We start from the raw sequence: 19449 nt of genomic DNA on the forward strand, positions 1-19449 counted from the left end.
CCTATTTGATTTGTGACTGAGGAATCGATCACATCAAACAAGCGGCGCATTCTATAGGATAGTTGAACGTAATTCAAAATTGGCGAACTATTTATGGCTGACTATGATTAAAGTACTATTTTTATTTAATAATCTTTGGCGAGAGCGCTTTTTGTCTGTGATTATGGAACGTAGCGAGGGTGGTTGATTGAGGCAAAGGTACGTCTTTTTCTTTTTTGTACTCCTGTTGTCTCAGTGCAGCCAAGTGCTAGCTGCGGGCAAAGCGACGTTACAACTAGAGTTCGTGGCTTCAAATGCTAAGATTGTCGACGTTATAAATAATCCAAGTGTGCATTGGCAAACTACCGATGACAAAGTGCTGAACCTGGGGTATTCCAACCAAAGTTACTGGGTACGTACCTCGCTAAATATCAATAAAAAAATAGGGCCTTATCTACTAGAGATAGCCTACCCGGTGCTGGATTATCTCGATGTTTACATGCTACAAGATGGCAATATATTTATTCATCAGCAATTAGGAGATAAACAACCTTTTATTGACCGCCCTTTTGCGCATGAACATTTTATTATACCACTGCCAAACGACACGCATGGAAAGGTAGCGCTATATATTAAAGTACGCTCATCCAGTGCACTGCAACTGCCAGTAATACTTTGGGCAAACCATGACTTTTTGATAAATGACCAAGTTTTTCGTATCGTGATGGGGATCTACTTTGGTTTGATGGGGATAATGGCTGCTTACAATGTACTCCTTTATTTTACTATTCGCGAATCCACGTTATTTTACTATGTTCTGTACGTTATTTGTTTAGCGCTGTTTTCCGCTTGTTTATCAGGTTTTGCCTTTCGATATCTTTGGCCAAATAGCCTTTGGTGGAACGATCAAGCAATCTTGTTCTTTCTTATCAGCTCGGTATTAAGCGGGACTTACTTTGTTATGACATTGCTCGAGATTGGTATTTCGGACAAGTGGCTTTACCTAGGTTGTCGGTTAATTTTGGGGCTAGGGTTGATGCTCTTGCTTGCTTCCGTATTTTTTGACTATGCGGTGATGATAAAACTTACTATAGCGTATGCCGTATCAGCTTGTATTTGGGGTGTTCTCTGTCGGATTTTGCGTTTGGCCGGTAAAAGCCGGCTAGCGACATACTATTCGATTGCTTGGAGCTCAGTGTTGATTGGCGGTATTATTCTTGCGCTAAATAAGTTAGATTTAATCAGCCAAACTTGGTTTACTGAAAATGCGCTATTGATAGGTACTGCCATAGAGGTGGCCTGTTTATCGATAGCAATAGGTGAGAAACTCAATACCGAGAAGAACAAGCGCTTTCAGGCGCAATTAACAGCGTTCAATGAAATCCAAAATTTAAATTCTCAATTGGAGCACACTGTCGCTCTACGAACTCAAGCGTTACAAGAAGCAAATGATAGACTGGAGCGTGCAAGTCGCACCGATGCGTTGACTGGTGTTGCCAATAGGCGAGCGCTAGATGAAGCCTTGGAGAGTGAGTGCTTAAGAGCAAAGCGTTTTGAACATCCTCTTAGCGTTATTATGATTGACATTGACTTTTTTAAGCAGGTTAATGATACGTATGGTCATGAAGCTGGTGACAGTTGTTTAATTCACGTTGGACGTATACTTTCCAATTGTGCTACCAGAGCCGGAGATTTTGTCGCTCGATATGGCGGTGAAGAATTTTGTGTTGTACTTCCACATACCAATGGAGCTCAAGCTTTTGACCTCGCTGAGAAGATCAGAATAACATGTGAGGCTAACCCATTGATAAGCGAAAGTTATTGTATTGAGATGACATTAAGCGCAGGATTACATACTCAAACTAAGCCACCTTATAACGGTAAAGAATTACTCTCCTCGGCAGATCAAGCGCTTTATTTTGCTAAGCGCAACGGTCGTAACCAAGTAGCAATCTCAGGTGAGCTGTAAATTTGGTATTCGGCTGTAAATGAATTAATGTGTAAAGCAAGTCACCATAGAAAAGAATATAAAATGAAGACACTTTACAGAATCGCTATTTTATTGGCTTTACTCATTGGTGCGATAGCGGCTTATAGCTATAGCAGCCAAACTGGGATGTTCATTTTTGTGATATTGGGTGTGGCACTTGAAATTGCATTTTGGCTTAAGTTAATACCGCGACGAAAAATTAAAACGTAAGCGTGAAAACATACTTTTGCATATCAGTTGAAAGCGGGGGCTTTTGTTAACGGTAGCTTGATCTCCATGTTCAACCCGCCTAATAGGCTATTAAAGGATTCAATTTGTCCACTATGGGCTTCTACCACTTTTTTGCACATCGCAAGGCCCATCCCCTTGGATTTTCGCGAATTGGTTCTTGCAGATTGTGATTTGTAAAGTGGGTCGAATAGTTGTTGGTGCGCCTCATAGGATAGTGGAGTGCCTGAGTCTTCAATACGAATGATCAAGTTGTTGTCTACGCTAAAGAAGCTCATCTTGACTTGGACTTTTTCTCCACCATGCTTAATCGCATTACCTAAAATTTCAAGGACGCAGTTAGTTATTGCGTCTAGGTCGATGGTTATTTTTTCTGAACCAGATATTTGATAGTTAAGCTCTAATTGCTCCTTATTATCCTTAAATAACCCAGCAGCCTTTGTATGTACTTGATTTACCAGTTTACAGATCGTGAAGTCTCTTAGGTTAAGCATAGTTGCTAACTTTTCATTGTCAGTGACCAGCATCAATTGATTAATAAAGTGATTTAGCTCGTCAATTTTATCCATGAGCTTGCCGTAGCTCTCCTGAACATTCTCAACGATATTGTATTGTAGAGATTCAACCTGCACCTTCATGACGGTAAGTGGTGTACGCAGCTCATGAGAGAGATCAGTAAATAGACGTTGCTCTTTCTTTTCTAACGCCTGCTGATTTTGACGGTTGAACTGTTTTTCTGTTTGTACTGTATTCGAGAGTACATTCACTTGAGTTTGCAGCGTTGATAACAAATTATTTTGGGCTGACTTATTTTGTTGCGCAAGTGCCAGCGTAAATAACATGACCTCAATTAAGTAGCCAAATTTAATCGCGCTTGATATATGATGAACATTGATAAAACCCGCATACATAGTCCCACCGATAGCAATGAAATTTACAAAAATGACATGGTTTAGCAGGCTGAGGGAAAAAGTTGCAGAACCAGGAGCGCCCTGTTTCAAAGACCAATAGCTGGTATAAAGAAATAGCGGGATGATACTCAAGCTTAATATTAGGTTGTAGTGAACAGATTTTGAGTAGATTGCCACTGGGATAAGCAGCAGGTAAGCCGCTAAAAATCCATTATATAAAAAATGTAAGGTTTCGTTTCTACGCTTTAGTTGCAAAAATTGCTTAATGAAAAGAAGGTGGAATACTGGGACAAAAGTCATCAAACAAGCAGAGAATAAGCCGGCAAATTTGCCTTGTGAAGGCCAAAAATATTGAAATGTGAACCCTGACATATCCAAAACAATAAGCAAAAACAATAGCGTCCAGAGGCAATAGTAAGCGTTGGTCAAATTGGCATTAAAGTAAAAGTTAACTAAGACAATAACAAACACGGCGGCTATGATCCCACTTAGCGCAGCGTTAGTAACCGTGCTGGTGAGAACATTACTATTTAGTTCATTATCGTTAATTAATCTAAGGTCGGCGGGGGCATCCGCAAAAGTTTGATAGCGGACAATAATACTTGCACCTTCTAAGTGCTCTTTTGTTATCGGAAGATATAACTGAGGTGCTTCCACCTCCCGAATATTAAACCCAGTATCCAGGGTATGTTGCGTTAAAAATGAGACTTCGCCGTTGTTAACCAAAGCAACGCTTAGCCAAGGCAATCTAGCAAAGCCAAATGCGATGTATTTTCTACCCTCGGATACAAGCATATCTGGCGTGATTGTAGTCCACTGATAAGACTCATTCTTTAGCTCAGGCGCTTGGCTTGAAAGTAGCTCTACAATGGATTGGCTCTCACGCTCTTTTATGCCGAGCGCCAAAGATAATTGCGCAGTATCGACTTCTCCAAAGTGGATTGTTAATGGTTCACTTATTCTACGCTCGGCCCTAGGCGTAAAGTCAACTGCATCAGCTGCCATAGAAAAAAGCATAAAAAATAACAGGAAGAGTCTTAACATAGTGATACAAGGCACAATAATTATAGCTAAATCCTACTTTTAAATAGTGAAGCAAATGTGGATCAAATTTGGAGAAGTAAACAAATGTAAATGCAGCACATAACTAATAATCACTAAAAACAGTATATTACTCCTATCAGTTACCATTGTTTCAAAAAATGCGATGAGAAAATGAGCATACGTGTCGAGTTACATAAAACTGAAATATAACTGTAACAATTGAATGATTAAATGCGCGACTGACATAAAAGTGTAATGAATGAACATTACTTACTCTAAGAGCGAAACTATGGTTAATCAATCTCAGACTTCAGCATCAGCTAAACTTTTAAACTGGCTGTCAATCGTATTACTTGTTTACTTAGTCTTAGTCGCAGTGGGAACTGTGAGTGGCGGTTTTAAGTTGGCTTCAGGTGGAAGTGAAGGCGCGAAGGAGATCTTCGCATTTGCAACCAATCCAATTGTTGCTCTACTCTTAGGGGCTTTGGCAACTGCATTGGTACAGTCGTCATCAACGGTGACTTCAGTTATTGTTGGCCTCGTGGCTGGTGGATTACCAATAAACATAGCAATTCCTATGGTGATGGGGGCAAACATTGGTACGACGATTACCAATACACTCGTTTCTATCGGTCACATTCGTAGTAAAGAAGAGTTTAGAAGAGCGTTTGCTGCATCCACCGTACATGACTTTTTCAATTTATTAGCCGTCGCTATTTTTCTACCGCTCGAAATCATGTTTGGTATTTTTGAGAAGTTAGCATCTGGATTGGCCCACATTTTTGTCGGTGACGCTGATTTATCCCTAAAAAGCTATAATTTTATTAAACCTTTAGTCAAACCAGCGGTTGGCGTTGTTAAAGATGGCGTTAGCTTCCTAGATTCCACTGCGGCTGGTGTTGCTATGGTCATTATCGGTATTATGATGATTTTGTTCGCCGTGACCTATTTAGGCAAGTTACTAAAAAAGGCATTGGTTGGTAAGGCTAAAGAGTTATTACACAGTGCTATTGGTCGAGGTCCATTTGTTGGTATAGGTTCGGGTGCTGTAGTTACAGTAATGGTACAATCGTCGTCGACAACAACTAGCTTAATGATCCCGCTCGCTGGCAGCGGCGTATTTACCACTCGTCAGATATATCCGTTCACTCTAGGTGCAAATATAGGCACTACAATTACCGCTTTATTAGCGGCGACATCTATCACAGGTCCTGCTGCAGAAGTCGCATTAACGATTGCGCTTGTGCATGTCATGTTTAACGTTTTTGCAGTGACACTTATTTATGGCTTACCGTTACTGAGAGAAATCCCGCTTCGCCTAGCTGAGAAGCTAGCGGAAATTGGCGCACAGAATAAACCAGCAGCTTTGGCTTACGTATTAGGTTCATTCTTTGTATTTCCGGGACTCATTATGCTCGCAGTACGATAAATAAAACGAACAAAGAATGCATTTTAAGCTCGGTATTGCCGAGCTTTGACTTTTTTAGCCTTTAATTGATAAGTCATAATTCTGTAATCTAGCTTTGAGATAATTAACATTGTCTTGTAAATAACGAAAGAAAGTAATGAGTAGCAAACCTGGTATTTTTAGTTTTAATGCAGCACAGATCACAAGTTCTATGAGGGGACAGTACCGTGCTGTTCAGCCCTATGAGAAACTTATTCTGCAACCAGGTGAGCAAGGACTTTCTTTGGTGATAGAGTTGCCAATGGATGCACGCATTGATGACCGAGTTAACGTTGTACTGACAAAGCAAGGCGAGCGAAATGCGAAGTGCGAGGTCTCTTTGGTGGTTGACCCAGAGTCTTATCTCACGAAAATTGCCGAAATTAAAGTAAAGCAATCGCTTGATGCTGGTCCTTACTTTATGCAATTGAACCTAGTGGGGCTTCACGACTACCTAAAAAATGCAGCTGAGTTTGATATCATATTGAATGAGAGAATTACCGTAAGCGAGCCAGTATCTGAGCTTATCAAAACCGAGACTACTGGCTTCAAACGTATTTTTAACTCGGCGATCAGCGCAGTATTATCCGTTTTTTAGCGGCTATGTTGGTAATGAAATCTTACCCATAGAAAAAGGCAGCGCATTGCTATCACCTGATACGGTTTCATTCGCAAGTAGCGCAAATAAAGCGGCTTCTTTGGCGTCGGGGTTTACCCCAAGTTGTGAGAAGTCATTGAGTAAAATATGGTTACTCAGATGCCTTTCAATTCTCTCCATTAAAAATACATTATGAATACCACCTCCGCTAATATATAGCTCTAATTCAGTTGTACCAAGCTCATTCACCGCATTTGCGACAGTGATAGCTGTGAATTCAGTCAGTGTCGTGATGATATCTTCATGATTATAATCTTTTCCATCCAATGCATGATGCACAAAGGTTTGATTAAATAACTCTTGTCCAGTTGATTTTGGAAGTGGCATCTCAAAGAATTGGTGCGACAGTAAAGCTTCGAGAAATGGCAATTGAATTTTGCCAGTTGACGCAATCTCACCATTTTCATCGAATGGCAGTCCCAATACGTGGCGGCAATATTGGTCTACTAATGTGTTTCCAGGACCAATGTCACTACTTATACTCTGCGTAAGTGTACAGTTTTTTGGTAAATAAGTAAGGTTTGAAATACCGCCAATATTGAGCAAAACCCTATCGATACTCGTGCTCGAATATAATAAATAGTCACCATATTGCACGAGAGGCGCTCCTTCATATCCTTTGGCGATATGCTTCTGTCTAAAGTCTGCAATGGTGATGATGTTTGTTTTTGTCGCAATAATATCGGCATCAACTATTTGCAAGGTGCTATTTAATTTTTCAAAGTCAGCAAAGGCTTGTTTCGGACAATGGTAAAGTGTTTGTCCATGACTCGCTATTAAATCAACAGTATCGGCTGCAACTTGCCACTCAGCCAAAGCATTATTGATTAGACTAGCGTACAACTCGCCTAGCCACGCATTTAATTGACATAACGTTTTAAGATTTACCTGAGATTTAGATGCATGGTCACTGAGAAGCTGCTTTTGCGAAGGGTTGTATTCTATCGTGGTAAATTGTTCGACCGTTAGCTGTGTACTTTTCCCGGCACCTTCAATTTTACATAACGCAATATCTAATCCATCCAATGAGGTTCCGCTCATTAGTCCGAGTATATATTTGGTCTTTTTTTCCGCGATCGTGGCGAGTCTAATAATATCGGTTTTCATTTATAATGCGCGCTCCATAATCAATGCTTTTGCCTTTTCATACTTTACGCCGGATAAACTGCCAAATCCTTCAAGTTGTCTGAATTTATATTTAGTAAAATAAGGGCAATTTAAGCCTAATAAAAACAATGTTTTGAGATGAGTAGAAAAATTAACGCCGCGTTGCGACGCAAACTGTGAAGCGTCTCTTAACATATTCCGTGTTGTTTCAATATCTAATTCGTGGCTTTCTTGTGCATTGACGATCAGATGCTTACCGCTGCAGACACCGCAATGGCCACAATGATCGGGAGCATGGTTGTCGCCGAAATAACTGGCGAGCGCTTTGTGGTAACAGGAAGTCAGTTGGAAAAATTTGAGTAAATGTCTTAGCCTTGCAAGCTCGCCTTGCTCTTTAATTTGTGATTGCTGGTAGAAAGACTCAACTAGTTCATTAATGTTGACTTGTTGGACAGGCTTTGAATAAACCGATGTATATTTAGCGACTTTTACGTCAATCAGTTGTTGGTTTTGCAAATACTCAACGACTTCTTGGGCTTTAGCCTGTGAGATGTTTTGCTCGCTTAATGCTTGATGTGAAAGTAATCCCCATTTCTTTTTGAATTCAAAACACGAGAATAGCTGAGTCAAAAACAGTTGCCGCTCAGGCGAGTACTTGGCTAATATTTTATCTTTGTCTTGGATGAATGCGATACTTAGCTCCGCAAAGTAGCTGTAGTTTACCTGCAAGTAACCTTGCAGTTCGAGCTGGACAATAAGTGTTTTTAATACCAATTGATTGATATTGGTTTTGTAGGCAAGTTCGTATTCATTGAGGTGATAATCTGTAGTTGGCTCACCAAAAAGTTCGTTAAAAAGCAGCGTTAATGACTCTCGCTCTAATGCACTGGCATAAACAAAGTTCTCTAGTGTGGCAATTTTTTCATTATTAATTAAAGCAACGCAATGTGCATTTTCGCCATCCCTGCCTGCCCTACCCACTTCCTGACTATATCCCTCAATAGATTTTGGCATATCATAATGTAATACCCAGCGAACATCGGGTTTATCTACACCCATACCAAACGCAATAGTCGCTACAACGATAAGATCAGCTTTCGCTAGAAAGTCAGCTTGAATTTGGGCCTTTTTCTCGCTCTGCAATGATGCATGAAAGGCTTCTGCAGGAAAGCCACAAGCAGTTATCATTTTTGCTACTTCTTCAGCTTGTTTTTGCTGCGTGACATAAACGATACCTGCGCCTTTTGCTTTTTTTAAAAAGGCGAGTAAATATTCGTCTTTTTGAGATTCGCTAATATACGCCGCACTTAAGAATAGGTTCTTACGGTAAAAGCCCGTTCTGATGATATTTTGATCGGATACATCGAATTTATCTGCCATATCGCGTGCAACTTTATTTGTTGCTGTCGCAGTGAGTAATAGCACTTGATTGATACCAAGTTCATATCGATATTTAGCCACTTTTAGGTAATCTGGCCTGAAATTATGCCCCCACTCAGAAATACAATGGGCTTCATCAATGACAAGAAAAGAGATATTGCTTTGTGATAATAGAGCTCGTGCTTTTTGGCTATTCAGCCGCTCGACAGATATAAAGAGGACTTTAAGAGCATTGTTTCGCACCGCATTTTCTATGCGTAATGTTTCCTCTTTGCTTTGAGTACTATCAAGACAAGCTGTTTCAACCCCTTTACTTTGCAGGTAATCTCGTTGTTCATGCATCAATGCCAGTAGCGGTGAAACGACTACGCACACCCCTTGCTTCATGATTGCTGGTAACTGATAACACAACGACTTGCCTGCACCAGTTGCAAAAATAGCGATTGCACTCTGGCCTTGCAGTATAGATTCTATGACTTCCGATTGCCCCGGGCGAAGTGTCGTATGTCCAAATGTACTTTGTAATGTTTGAAAGAGTTGCTGCTGTTGAGTCATCCTGAATCTTTTCTATATTTTTCTGAGATATTCGCTATTGTGCCATTTAAATTGGTAATTGCTTCATTGACCCGCTCAATGTCACTACGCTTAAATGCATGACGTCCAAGCATAAAATGAATAGCGTTATCGTTAACTACATAAGGGTGTAGCTGAATGCTTTGATAGCCTAGCTTGTTGATATAGTAGTAGCCTGCGTCTTCATCTTCAATCAGAAAATCTACGCGGTTTTTAGCCACCATTTCTATTCGTCTGTCCAAGCTCGCGATTTCAAACAACCGCTTGTCATACCAATCGATTTTTTTTATTTGCTTCACTTCCTCACCGTAGTAGGCGCCGGGATTAGCCGTGAATGTATAGCCTGCAGAAAATAGCTCAATTAAGTTGCTATCGAGATCTATTTCCTTGTTAGCAAACAAGCGCATTTTTTCACGCCGATATGGCGAGGAGAAGTAAGCGATTTTTGCTCTATCAACGCTAAAACTTGCGGATGGCAGGACATCAATTAAGCCCTTCTCAAGCTCGGTGATCCCACGTGCTGACGAAGGAAGTTGAATGAATTCGATACAAAACCCAGCGCGCTCAAACACTGCTCTAGTGATATCTACGTCTATACCATAAGGGCGAGTGCCATACATAACAAAAGGTGGCCAGCTAGAGCCAATGCCGATTTTTAGGGATGACTTTTCCGCGCAATCGGAAGCGTAGCTTTTTGGAAAAACTAAAACGAATAACAAAGCGAATAGACGAGTAAGCACTACCAGAACTTATGACTCTTTTATGAAGTTCATTATGTCATTATGAAAGACCAAGCAGAAAAAGAAAGAAGAAATTGGTGATAAAAGCCAGATTCTGGGTAACTTTATGTTTGTATGCATAAAAAATGAGCTTGACCGGCAAGCTCATTAATTGGGAATGGTTAGATTAGTTAGTTACTGCTTTCCATACAGCAGCAGTTCCAGGTTCCTCGCCTTGAGTCCACCATTTTGCTTCAAAGACATTACCATTGTGAATTACACGGTCACCACCAACATATACGGCAGAGCGATCCCAAGTCGGGTATTGGGCGCCACCGTCTTTAATAGTGACATTGAATGTTGTATCAACAGCGTTAACCCCATCTGATACGGTAACTGTGACTGGCACGGTTGTGTCGGCAGTGACATTTGCAGCAGTAATAGTCGCTGAGCTACCATTTGCTGCAACGCTCAGTTCGGCTGGTGCATTCCAGTTATAGTTAAGCGCTGCGCCTTCAGGGTCAGTTGCTGATACGTTGATGGTAGCCGAGGCTCCTTCGTTAACCGTAATATCTGAAACCGGTGTAACGACTGGCGCTGCATTTGCACCTTCTGGGTTTACAACTACAGCGACTGTTTTGGTTGTTGACAATGTGCCGTCATTGACCGTTACAGTCAAGTCATAGCTTGTCTGCTGAGTGACTGATGGAGCAGTTACAGCGACAGCTGCGGTGTTGTTAGCAGATAAAGCCAACCCAGGCGCAGCAACCCATGAGTAGGTTAATGGATCATTGTCTAAATCGCTTGCTTGCGCATCAACATTCACAACCTGACCTGAGGTCACATTGATTGGTCCAGAAACGCCGATAGAAGGAGCACGATTAGGGATCTCACCCGCTGTAAGGCCATCATACATCGCATTTAGAATGTCGCCATTATCAGCGTCAATTTCCCAAGCAAATAAACCAGCCAGTTGATGAGTGTTCGCATACTTGCCTTTTGCGATAACGCTGCGCGGGCTATCGTAAGTGATGAGTTTACCGTTACTTCTGTTCCAAACATATGCTGCTTGTGCTTGCTCATCGTAGCCTACTTCATAACCATTAACGCCTGAACCACCTTGGCCTACAGCGTTTGCTGCAATAGCCTTGTAATCCATAATACCCGGCTCCCAAACTCCGTCAGTTGTGGAACCAGTCAACGGCCCATTGCCTGGCGCTGTCATTGGATTGCCTGGAATAGTGGTATTTGCATCTAGTACACCTTCCCAGCCGCGGCCGTACATTGCAACGCCCATAACGAGCTTAGAGGGCTGTACACCTTGTTGAAGTAATAACTGAATTGCATGGTCGCCAGTGTATGCAGGGCCTTTGCGTGGCACTCCATTGTCATCAACACCTGTACCGTTACATTCATCTGTACTTAGATGAGAGCCACAATAGATACCAGTTTGATGACCCGTTTCATTGTTCCAAGCGCCATAAAAGTCATAGGTCATCGCAAAGATATAGTCCATATACTGCTGAGCAGCTTGGTAATCTACATCTTCAATCTTGTCGTAACCTGCACCTATTGCCGATGTGAGCTCATATTGACGGCCAGTTTCAGCTTCTAATTCATCTAGCATTGCACGAAGTTCTTGCATTAGCGCCACATATGCTGGACCGTCGTTAACTGGATCGCCCAAATCTGGGTTTGGACCATCACCACCTGGGAATTCCCAGTCGATATCTACACCGTCATAGAATTTCCAAGTTTTAAGAAATTGTTTTACAGATGCGACGAAAGTGTCGCGGTTTGCTTTATTTGTAAAACCATGGAACGGATCTGATAGCGTCCATCCCCCTACCGAAGGGAGAATTTTAAGATCTGGATAACGTTGTTTTAGTGCCATCAATTGAGAATAAACACCGCGAATAGGATCTTTGGCATCCACCCCTGGCATAGATTTTTGCACCGCTGCCCAAGGGTCGTGAATGACGACTTCATAATCTTGAGAGTCAGCACATGCAGTTTGTAGCGCTCTCCAACTATTACCATTTTCAATGGATTTGAGTGATTCGTTAGGACCACAAATAGGAATAAAGCCATATAAAATGTGAGATAGGTTATGCGCTGGGATCTTAGTTACGTCGTAGTCACGACCATAAATGCCCCATTCAACGAAATATGCACCCGTTACCCGGCCTGGAATTGTCCCATTATTGCGGTTATTAGGATCTACATTCATAGGAAGTGGCGCGAGATGTGCGCCGTCTGTGTCGGCAATAACGATTTCTTTCCCTGCGCTTCTTGCACATACAGTACCTTCACATAGCTCTAAATAAAGCTGATGGCGACCGGATTTAGTATAGGGAAATTGTACTACGCCACTTTTAGTACCAGCTGCAAGCGCACCTTGGTTAACTAGCTGATCATCAAAATATACTTTATAGTTGTCGCCGCCAGAGCCACTCCATGCATTCCATTTGATGCTAATATCGACAACTTCTTTGGCTTTAACCAGTTGTTTGTAAGAGCCTAGCCCATCAACGTTAACCTCAACGAACGAATACTGTTGTGGCTGCCAGTCTAGCGTTGGTGTGGAAGGAGCGGCAAGTGCCCCGCCACTCAGTAAGGCAAGTCCTATATAGCTGGTTATTTTGTTAAGTTTCATATCTTCAACCTTATTGTAGTTACATGTTGTACCCAGTTAATTTGGGTTTTCTTTAAATTGCTTTCCAAACATCGGATGTGCCGGGTTCTTCTCCCTGCGTCCACCACTTGGCTTCATATACTTTTTGTTTATGCGTTACTCTGTCGCCTGCGACATAAGTAGTTGTGCTACTCCAAGCTGGGTATTGGTTATTGGTGCTATCTTGAACGGTAATTTTGAAACTTACGGTTGTGCTTGCTTTTCCATCGGTGACATTAAGTTCAGCCTGAAAGGTTTGATCAGCGCTAACTTCAGGTGTTGAGATGGTAATGGTGTCACCTTCGCCACTAAAGCTAAGTGGTGCAGGAATGCTCCAAATGAACGATAGTGGATCATTTTGGTCGTCAAATGCATGTGCATGCACGGTCACTTGGCTGTTTTCTGAGATAATTTGGTTAGAAATTGGGTTCACCGTAGGGGCAGTGTTGTCGCCGCCTTTTACGATGCTAAGATTGCTGGTGTAAGCGGCATGTGGCAAAAATACTTCGTTTGCCAATAAGGCGTTAGGATCAAACGCGATTGAGCCGTTCGGTTGCTTAATACCAATGTTGACCTTATTACCGTAGTTGTTATTAAGATAAAGAGCTAACTCAGCTTGCCATGTTGATGCATTAGTGGAGGTTACGTTCAGATTATGGCTAATTAATTCGTTCCCAGATTGGTCAAATACCCTAAACCACACGCTATCGCCGGCATTAGCATCTTGGCCTTGTTTTACGAAATAGCCGCTGCTCACCCACTCTGGTGGTGTCCCAGTTGAGGTTATTGTGATATCAGAACAATTGTAAAATCCCTCCCCAGCGACATCAAACCGCTGCCAACGGGTATATAATACAGCATTGCCTTCACGGCCTTGCGGTATATCTATTTCCATTTTATAGAAGCGTTTACCTTCAGGATCCACAACGAAATCAATATTGCCAAATTCATTAATAAGCTCTAAATCATTCCAAGTCAGTGGAGATGTATCGCCATCATAGTTCGGCTTTGACAGGAAAAACTGCCAAAAGCTGGGGTTATGGGGGGTTGTCGCCCTAAAGCTAATGGCAAGTTTATTTTGGGCGTTTGGCTCTACAATTGTGCGCTGCCAGTGTGGTGAAACAACACTCATGCCACTTTTGTTTGGGTCACCAGCTGAGCAAAGCGTACCATTGGGGATATTCGCTTTTACCGCTTCTAGATTATTGTAGTCAGCGGTATTGGTTGAAAACTCATGCTCTTGCACAAACTGAAAATGGCCTGAGTCTAGAAAAGCTGCTCGGCACGCTAGGTTTGGGATATTTGAACCATCATCTGGCCACCAATAACCTCCTTGCGCTTGACAGATAGCTTGCCTTGCTTTGGGAAAGTCCATAAAACCATGAGCTGAAACTGCGCTTGAAAGCAAAGCCGAGGTTGCGCCAAAAAGACCAAGCGCATATTTACGGTGTAAACTATTCATGCTTATTCGCCTTTTATAAAGGGGAGCAAAGCTCCCCATTAACTATTTACAAATTGCAAACCTTGGTATAGTCGCTGCTGACTGATGGCTGCTTATTGCTCCACCACTTCGCTTCATACACCGCGTTTCCTTCAACAATTAAATCACCTTGAGCAGCATGTGTACCTTGTGGCAAATTAGGGTAAACCACAATTTGACTGATAGGTGTGCCTTTACAGCTAGTTACCGGATCGGTAGGTCCTGTGCCAGGTGCTGCGACTGGTAGGTCGTTATATTCGCTGGTGAATGCATAACGGTTTCCGTCTTTCTCAATCACAAAGTTAACAGGGCCAGAAATAGGCATGTAGTACATAACTTGGGCATTGATGGTTTCGCCCGGAGCAAAAGACTTAGGCGTACCACCCCATTCATTCACAAGCGTGATTGAGAATCGATGGAATTCGTTCTCGAAGCCGCCAATATTATTACCCGCAGCATTTGAGCCATTTACGTCCACTGCCATGCCTAGCTTTTCTTGTGCATTCCAGTTCGATTTAAAAATTGCCGATGTTGCCACAGGAACATCAAACGAAATTTTTGCGCCACTCAAATCTATTGCTGAGTTGTTGGTAAAGGCAAAAGTTGGTGCAATTGGATAGTTAGCATCTCCGGCTGGGAAATCTTTGGCTACGAAGGTTACATCAACAGCCGACGCTGGTTTTACAAAGGTCTTATTTCCTTGTTTAACTGAGTAAGGCGTGCCACTTTGGTTAAACTTGTTGTAGGCTAAGGTTGTTAGCGATGAACCCATAAAGTATTCATTCTTGCTTGCATCATAATCGAAATCACCTGCAAGCTCCCAGAACATGATACCGCCTAGTTCTTGGTTGATGACATAGTCGACTTTGGCGGCCATTGATTCTTCATCTTCAATAGATAGAAAAACATTCTTGGTGGCGTTCCAGAGCCAAGGAGCAACGGCAACAGAATCGTAATGGCGCGTATAGCTGCCATTAATTTGATGCTCAGGGTTATTAACTGGGTCTAATCCATAATCACTTAGGTAACTACCTAATACGCCATTTTGAAGGTTTTTAACATGCCAAAGTGGGTTCGAACCTGCCGGTACTTCTAAGCCAACGTCGTTCTTGTCGTGCCACAAGTTATCGATACCTACTGCACCATTACCGCACTTGTTCTTTTCGCCGCTACCAGTTCCAGGAGGACAATCAGCTTGGTTAGGCAATGCAGCCTGTCCCCATAAACCATTTGTACCGCCAGTAACATCTCTAAAACCCCGAGTATAATAAGGGATGCCAATGTTGATCCGTCCTGCAGAGACAGAGCCTCTGAAATATTTGACCGCCCAGTCAGTGTTAAGGTAACCAATTCCTTCAAATTCTTTGGTGCCATATACATTCCACTGCTTAAGTTCTGAATCTTCGCCAGTGTCGAATAGCGATGCGTTATGACCAACGTGCTGGTTCCACGCTCCGTGTAAGTCATAAGACATGATATTGACATAGTCTAGATACTTGGTGACTTGGAATGTCTCCATACCACGTAGAAGGTAACCAGAAGATGGTGATGCAATCGTTAGTAAGTAATGAGTATTGTCTTGTTGGCCTGCTTGGTCTAATGCTTCTCTCAGTTTTTTCATTAATACTTGATAAGAAGCATTCAATGCTGCTCTACGCGGGTTAGATATTGCAAAATCATCGGGGTGACCAGAGTCATTCATTGAAGATGGGTATTCATAGTCGATATCGACACCATCAAAGTTGTATTTACGGATAAATTCAACGGAACTTGCTACAAACGCATCAATACCTGCATGATTCACGCTTCCATCTGCATTGGTAGTCATCGTATAGAAGCCGCCGCTGGCGACACGCTTACCTGTTTCATCAAAGTAGCCACCAGTTTCCGCCCAGCCGCCTACGGAGATCAAAGTCTTCACATCAGGGTGCTGTTTCTTGAATTTGTTCAGTAAGTTAAAGTGGCCGGTATAAGGAAGAGATGGATCCATTTCTGCCCCAGCAACACCTGGCCATGTCATATTCGTTGCAGGATTGTTAGGTGCAGTTGGGTTACCTATTGAAACCTTGTTATTGGCATCAACGTGCGCGAAAGCGTAATTGATATGGGTGATCTTATCCCATGGAATATCATCAACTAAATAGATAGGCTGACCATTCTTACCCGTTCTCCAGCTAGTAAAGTACCCTATGACACGTCTTGGGTGATCGCTTCCCATTTTTTCACGGCCGTTTTCATCGTAAATATCACAGTAGTTAGGCGAAGTGTTGGGAGTCTGGTAAAGGCCATGTGGAACACAGCTGTTTGCAACTGGAGGTGTGTCAATCACACTTGCATTAAGTATGCTCTCAGCCGTTGCACCGGTATTATCTTCAACAATAAGCTTTAATGTTACCGCACCAAGTTGTGTTGGTGTCCAGGTGTGCTGAGCTGGTGTTGTTGTACTTTCAAATGCGATTTGGTCGTTAATAAGCAGCGTTAGTTTTGCTATTGAGCCGTCAGGATCCGAGCCATCAAGAACGATATCTACAGGTTGATCAATAACTAGATCACTACCTCCACCTAACGAAAGGTTCGCTGTGGGTAACTGATTTCCTGCCGTATTAACGATAATATTTGTTGTTAACGTGTTGGACTCTGCTTGCTTGTCATCTGTCGCAACTACTGAAATTGCGTGTGTCCCAGCGGTTGCTGACCAGTTAAATGAAAAATTATCACCTGTCGCTGTGGTATCGATACCAATTGACGTACCATCTACAAAAAACTCTACCTGTGTTACTTGGCCATCATTGTCTGTTGCATTTACAGAAATGGCAACGCTGTCATTTTCAGTGAAAGCGGTACCGTCAGCTGGCTGTAAGCTCTGCACTGTAGGTGGTGTGTTATTGACAGCGTTGTCACAATCGCCCAATTTTTTCCAGTCGTCCCACTGTCCCGAGTGGGTAACTGGGTCAGCTTGGGTCCACCACTTTGCTTCAAAAGCTTGTTGCGATTTCTGAACTTGAGCACCGCCATTATATGCTGAACTTTGTGACCATTCAGGCAAGCCGTCACAATTATAAGCATATGAGTTAGCGCAGAAAATGGCTCCTAGGATAGAAGCCATTTGCGATAATTTTAGGGTCTTTACATGTTGTTTCATAGTTTGGTTCTCCAACCATTTATTGTATTTGGTTAACAATAACAACATAAAGCTAACACATAAATTCAATATGGCAACAACATTTTTATCTTGTTGGTAACGTTAACGTAAGCGTAAACTGGGCTTTGTGATTCATCAAACTGTAACACTAAATTATTGATTATTATGCTTAGTTTTACTTCTACGATGCTGGAAATAAATTTGTAATTATTTAATATTAAGCGATAGTTATTAGCCTACTTCTCAATATTTAATACTGTTACTAGCTTGTTTCTTAAGCATATATTAAAAAGTTATTAAAAAGGTTTAAGGGGAATATTAGACTTAAGGCGTATTTTAACGGTTTCTTGTCGTGGTGTGCTTTTTGAACTAAATTTAAATTAATTCATTTAGGAGATTAAACTTTGGAATTTGCCGAGCAAGCAACGACTTCAACAGAAGCGATACGCGTGCTTTGTCTCGATGATGAGACGAATGTAATACGGTCGTTAAATCGCTTATTCCGTCAAAATGGAATACACGCCGAGCTCTGTAGTGATCCGCAGCAAGCCTTGGCATTGGTCCGAGACTCTTCTTTTGAAGTGGTTATTAGTGATATGAGAATGCCAGAAATGGATGGCGCTACATTTTTGCATGAAGTAAAGCGTATTTGCCCAGATACGCAGCGGATATTACTTACAGGATACTCTGATCTTGCTTCAACAATAAAAGCCATTAATGAAAGTGGGATCCATGCGTATATTCAAAAGCCTTGGGATAACGATATTTTAGTACATGCTGTGAGGGAATGTTCAGAGAAATATAGATTAAAAATCGTTAATAAGAAGCTAAGTGAAGAGATCGTACAAAAAAATGCGAAACTTACGGAGTTAAATGAAAACCTTGAAGGACTTGTACAAAAGCGGACTATGCAAATCCGCAAAGTATTAAGTCAATTAGAGCAAGCTAATCAAAAAGAACGTAAAGAACACCGGGCGACCGTCGAATTACTTTATAATTTTCTGAATGCGAATCCGTTTATAGATGGAAAAAAAGCGAAAAGTATTGCCAAATTATGTAAAATTCTAGCTAAGGAGCTAGAGCTTTCTAATGAATTAGCAGAAACGGCTATGATGTCTGGGTATTTAGCTGAAGTAGGTTTACTTGCTATGGATCCAGAAATCTATAGATCGCCACCAAGAAAGCTTAGCGACGCACAAAAGAAAATTTATTATACGCATCCTTCCATCGCACAACTTATGTTGATGCCAGCGCAACACTTATCTGACGTTTCCGAGGCAATTTACCATCAGTTTGAAAAATTTAATGGCCAAGGGATCCCAAAAGGTCTTAAAGGAAAAGAAATTCCCTTGGGTTCACAAATTCTTGCAGTCGCCCGAGATTATTATGACAATTTATACAGTGCTAACGGTTCTGATAAAGAGAAAGCTGATTTAGCGTTAGATCTTATTCGAACTTATAGAGGAAGTTTTTACTGCCCAGAAGTCGTTGATGTTTTAGAGAAAGTATCGAATAACAACGAGCTAGGCCAAGAGCAAGTCGGTTCGGTTGATATATTGACAACCGAAAAACTCAAGGCAGGTATGATATTGGGCTTGGCGCTTCACAGTAATCAAGGAATTTTGCTGCTACCGAAAGGCCATGTCTTCACCGATAAGTCGATAGATAAACTTAAGCAATTGGAAACACTACGCCCGATCCCCTTTCGCATTATGGTTAAGCGATGATACGAACTTATCGGCGATTGTTTTATTGGATATTTATTTACTGACATTGAGTATAGATGATAGCCAATTTAGCTTTTGAGCCTTCTACTAAAGCGACTTACAGAGGCTTGTGACTAACCGTATCGTATCAGTGTGATACACTAGAGAACACATCATACAGTAAAAGCTTTTAATTAAGTTTAGCTAAACTTTTAAATTTTAAAATTATTTATCAAACTAAAATACATAGGCTCAAGAGTACTCCACCACTCTTGTAATACCAGTTGTATTAAGTAAATGATCTATCTTGAAGCGGGGAAATAGCTTTAGTAGCAAGGCAAAAATTTTGCTATTTAGTTGTTCTAAATGAGAAGTTTTTAACGAAGCTAATATGCTATTTCACCCTTCAAA

At 41.6% G+C, this 19449-nt stretch carries 12 protein-coding genes; 5 read left to right on the forward strand and 7 right to left on the reverse strand.

The window, feature by feature from the left end; genetic code table 11:
* Window positions 1-187 precede the first annotated feature (187 nt).
* Together CWC03_RS16885 and CWC03_RS23500 are read left to right on the forward strand one after the other, a co-directional pair.
* Window positions 188-1948, forward strand: coding sequence for a sensor domain-containing diguanylate cyclase (locus CWC03_RS16885; protein WP_138582876.1), 1761 nt, complete (start codon window positions 188-190; stop codon window positions 1946-1948).
* A gap of 63 nt (window positions 1949-2011) precedes the next feature.
* The gene (locus CWC03_RS23500; protein WP_171040270.1) at window positions 2012-2179 is read left to right on the forward strand and encodes a hypothetical protein; all 168 of its coding nucleotides are present in this window, start codon (window positions 2012-2014) and stop codon (window positions 2177-2179) included.
* A 23-nt stretch (window positions 2180-2202) separates the two neighbouring features.
* On the opposite strand, the gene CWC03_RS16890 is transcribed toward CWC03_RS23500, so the two are convergent.
* The gene (locus CWC03_RS16890; RefSeq protein WP_249314062.1) at window positions 2203-4113 is read right to left on the reverse strand and encodes a sensor histidine kinase; all 1911 of its coding nucleotides are present in this window, start codon (window positions 4111-4113) and stop codon (window positions 2203-2205) included.
* Window positions 4114-4441: 328 nt separating this feature from the next.
* On the opposite strand from CWC03_RS16890, the gene CWC03_RS16895 reads away from it, so the two are divergent.
* Together CWC03_RS16895 and CWC03_RS16900 are read left to right on the forward strand one after the other, a co-directional pair.
* The gene (locus CWC03_RS16895; protein ID WP_138582878.1) at window positions 4442-5581 is read left to right on the forward strand and encodes a Na/Pi symporter; all 1140 of its coding nucleotides are present in this window, start codon (window positions 4442-4444) and stop codon (window positions 5579-5581) included.
* Between the two features lie 136 nt (window positions 5582-5717).
* Window positions 5718-6197 carry a hypothetical protein gene (locus CWC03_RS16900; RefSeq protein WP_138582879.1) on the forward strand — a complete coding sequence of 160 codons (480 nt, stop codon included), beginning with the start codon at window positions 5718-5720 and terminating at the stop codon, window positions 6195-6197.
* 3 nt (window positions 6198-6200) lie between these two features.
* Here the strand turns inward: CWC03_RS16900 and CWC03_RS16905 are convergent, their stop codons facing one another.
* From CWC03_RS16905 to CWC03_RS16930, 6 genes are all read right to left on the reverse strand, one after another.
* Window positions 6201-7364 carry an anhydro-N-acetylmuramic acid kinase gene (locus CWC03_RS16905; protein WP_138582880.1) on the reverse strand — a complete coding sequence of 388 codons (1164 nt, stop codon included), beginning with the start codon at window positions 7362-7364 and terminating at the stop codon, window positions 6201-6203.
* On the reverse strand, window positions 7365-9299 hold the full coding sequence (locus CWC03_RS16910) for a RecQ family ATP-dependent DNA helicase (RefSeq protein ID WP_138582881.1): 1935 nt from the start codon (window positions 9297-9299) through the stop codon (window positions 7365-7367). It abuts the gene before it with no gap.
* Window positions 9296-10057 (reverse strand): substrate-binding periplasmic protein, encoded by a 762-nt coding sequence (locus CWC03_RS16915; protein WP_138582882.1) that lies wholly within the window; start codon window positions 10055-10057, stop codon window positions 9296-9298. Before CWC03_RS16915 ends, CWC03_RS16910 begins: the two co-directional genes overlap by 4 nt.
* A 166-nt stretch (window positions 10058-10223) precedes the next feature.
* Entirely contained in the window at window positions 10224-12692 is a 2469-nt protein-coding gene (locus CWC03_RS16920) for a glycosyl hydrolase family 18 protein (RefSeq protein WP_138582883.1), read from the reverse strand.
* A 52-nt stretch (window positions 12693-12744) separates the two neighbouring features.
* Entirely contained in the window at window positions 12745-14172 is a 1428-nt protein-coding gene (locus tag CWC03_RS16925) for a lytic polysaccharide monooxygenase (RefSeq protein WP_138582884.1), read from the reverse strand.
* A gap of 46 nt (window positions 14173-14218) precedes the next feature.
* Window positions 14219-17332, reverse strand: coding sequence for a glycosyl hydrolase family 18 protein (locus CWC03_RS16930; RefSeq protein ID WP_138582885.1), 3114 nt, complete (start codon window positions 17330-17332; stop codon window positions 14219-14221).
* A gap of 404 nt (window positions 17333-17736) precedes the next feature.
* On the opposite strand from CWC03_RS16930, the gene nosR reads away from it, so the two are divergent.
* Complete coding sequence (gene nosR, locus CWC03_RS16935) at window positions 17737-19059, forward strand: response regulator c-di-GMP phosphodiesterase, NosR family (RefSeq protein ID WP_138582886.1); 1323 nt, start codon at window positions 17737-17739, stop codon at window positions 19057-19059.
* The last annotated feature ends 390 nt before the right edge of the window (window positions 19060-19449 follow it).

It is taken from the genome of Pseudoalteromonas sp. S2755 (genome assembly GCF_005886535.1).
GTDB lineage: Bacteria > Pseudomonadota > Gammaproteobacteria > Enterobacterales > Alteromonadaceae > Pseudoalteromonas.